Origin of the sequence: Arcticibacter sp. (genome assembly GCF_045629565.1) — a bacterium.
Lineage (GTDB): Bacteria > Bacteroidota > Bacteroidia > Sphingobacteriales > Sphingobacteriaceae > Arcticibacter.
In genome coordinates this window covers 1-2,502 of sequence record NZ_JAZQRL010000016.1, presented here as the reverse complement: position 1 = coordinate 2,502, position 2,502 = coordinate 1, and the positions used below count along the sequence as shown (strand labels likewise).

Genomic DNA, 2,502 nt, shown 5'->3' with positions numbered 1-2,502 from the left:
TTTTTTAAATTTGTGATTTGCTCTGTTTTGAAAGGATAGCCTAACCTAACCGAATCTCTCTTGCCAGAGGGTTAAATATGGAATATTGACTGATGTTTATGCCGCCTTTACATGAAAGCAACTGAAAACAATCAAATGCTTATCGAATAAAGGAACCTGACCGTGGCTCGCCTATGAGGGTCGAAAAACCTTGAGCTTAAAGGACGAGTAACTTGAACCAAAAAAAAATGAATAAATTAGCTTCAACTGTCAGGCTCCCTAAGTATGTTCGGGACCAGCTAAGAAGCCAGAAAGCCAGGAGCGTTTAGCGATATACCGGGTCTCCAGGAGATCCCACTAAGAACCGAATTTAGAACACCTTGCTGATGAAATCCTGAAACGAGTTCAGTAGGACGAATATAAAGTTCTGCGCTATATAAGGCCCAGGCACTAAATCTCCGTTAACCTCTAAGTTCCGCCTTGGCGGTTGCGGCCAGCAGAAATTTAGCCTTCGCAGAGCCTTTAGAAGCAAGCGGCGTAGCGGAGAGTTTTTGGGCACTTTTTGCGGAAAAAAGTGCCTTGACCTAGCCGGTCAAGAGGCCGGAGAGCCAAGAGCGTTTGGCGATATGCCGGGTCTCCAGGAGATCCCACTAAGAATCGAATTTAGAACACCTTGTTGATGAAATCCTGAAATGACTTATCCCGAACTGGCTTCGGGAAATTCACGATGACGCCCATATTACAAATCAAAATCCCTCAAGATCATTTCCGTTATCCTCTTATTTCTTTGATATACTTTTATGGCGGCATCCTTCAGCTCCAGCTTATCAAATTTGCTTAGCGAGTGAGACGAAATATCTGTTGTTCCCTTGCTGCTGATGTTATTGGCTACTGCCTGGGCTGTTTCTTTCTTATTTTTATAAGGGAATTGCTTCTCTATGTAACGGTAGTGCAGTTCCAGCGTGAGTTCATCAACACTAAGGTTGAGGCGAAGCTTGGTATTGGTACTGTCGGCAGTTTCTTTAATAACAGCATGCTGGTGGAGCATATTGCTAAACTTCAATAGCATTGTTTTAAGGCTGTCGGCATAGGGTTGGTAGGCCAGGTCATGAACGGGTTGCAGCTGTTCCAGCCAGGTATTGGTCTCCAGTAAGCGCAGTTCCAGCCGGGTGGTCTTGTTAATTTTGTTTAAACTGTCGCGTATTTCCTCTTCCAGTACTTTGTAGATCCCCATATGGTTAAAGTTATTTTTGATGAGCAATTGGCGCAGTCTTTTGTTCCAGTCTTTCGTTCTTCCATCACGAACCATAGATTTCAGCTGATTTACAAACAGCAGGAGATAGCGTTGGTCGCCATAGCTGAATGCCGGGTATTTGTCTTTTTTAAAAGGATCCTGTAAAGCTTTGAGGAGTTGGGTGAGCAGCTTATCACTGATATGTTTTTCCTGCAACGCCATACGGATGGCCGGAATTTGTTGACTGATGTTTTTTTTAACCGCTGCTACCGAAGCCAGCGCCATGGCATGTGACGGCAATATAAACTGGGGGTAATCTTCTTCGGCTTGTGTGATGAGCTGGTCGAACAGTTGAAATACAGCAAGGGTATTGACTTTTTTGACAGACAGGGAGGTGGTGTAGAGCCGATCGCTAAAGTTAACAATAGCAGAGAAAAAGAGATCGAATTGCTTTCGGAAATCATCTTCGTCCGCAGTCTGGAAGATGTTGGAAAGAAACGCTACCAACTGCTCGCATGCTGTTTTGAGTGTTGCAATAGAGGGGGCGTGGGTCCCGGATGGAGGTGTCATGTCACAAATGAGCTGCACCAGTATTTTTATGAAAGATAATTGTCTTTTCATGATAATATATTTTTGAACCGCTCCTTTTAGTGGGGAGCTGGCTGTTTAATCTGTAAGTAAAAGCATAGGGGGTTACGGCAGTCCCGGGATTCAGGGCTTTTCTCCTTGGTGAGAGGTGCCGGTATGGTGCACAGCTGGTTGGGTCGATGAGCCCGTAGCTGCGCTTTCAAGAAACAATTTAATAAAAAAAATAATATTAGCGAAAAAAGATTTGAACGTAGATGTATATTAGAATACTTGAAATGGTACCTGTTATCCTGCTGTTCCTAATAACCGATGCCTGGGATCTCCCATTTTACCATCATTTGGCCCATCCCTTCCATCATTCCGACCATCCCTTTCATCATTCCGCCCGTCTCTTTTGTCATTCCGACCGTAGGAGGAATCTTTTCATATATCGTCATTCCGACCGTAGCGGAGGAATCTGTTCCATCAGTGTTCCTATATTAGGGATCTCTCGGCTCGTTCCTCGCTCGAGATGACGGGGTTATGAAGTGGCTAGTAGAGGAATCTCTTCCATCTCACCGTCATTCCGACCGAGTGTACGAGCGGAGGAATCTGTTAATCCTGTGCTACTAGATTTCGTTGACGGATTTGTGCCACCCGTCTTGTTGAGTGAAACGAAACATCTCACCAGAAAAGGAAAAACGAAACCTGCACTTTGCATG

3 protein-coding genes are annotated in these 2,502 nt (G+C 44.6%); all 3 read right to left on the bottom strand.

Features of this window, described 5'->3' with window-relative positions:
* Positions 1–718: 718 nt before the first annotated feature.
* Positions 719–1,834 (bottom strand): hypothetical protein, encoded by a 1,116-nt coding sequence (locus ACKI5J_RS02390; RefSeq protein ID WP_407426130.1) that lies wholly within the window; start codon positions 1,832–1,834, stop codon positions 719–721.
* Positions 1,835–2,100: 266 nt separating this feature from the next.
* A complete protein-coding gene (locus ACKI5J_RS02385; protein WP_407426128.1) occupies positions 2,101–2,238 on the bottom strand; it encodes a hypothetical protein in 138 nt (45 codons plus the stop codon).
* Between the two features lie 83 nt (positions 2,239–2,321).
* Positions 2,322–2,502, bottom strand: a 181-nt coding sequence (locus tag ACKI5J_RS02380) for a hypothetical protein (protein ID WP_407426126.1), incomplete at its 5' end; no start/stop codon positions are given.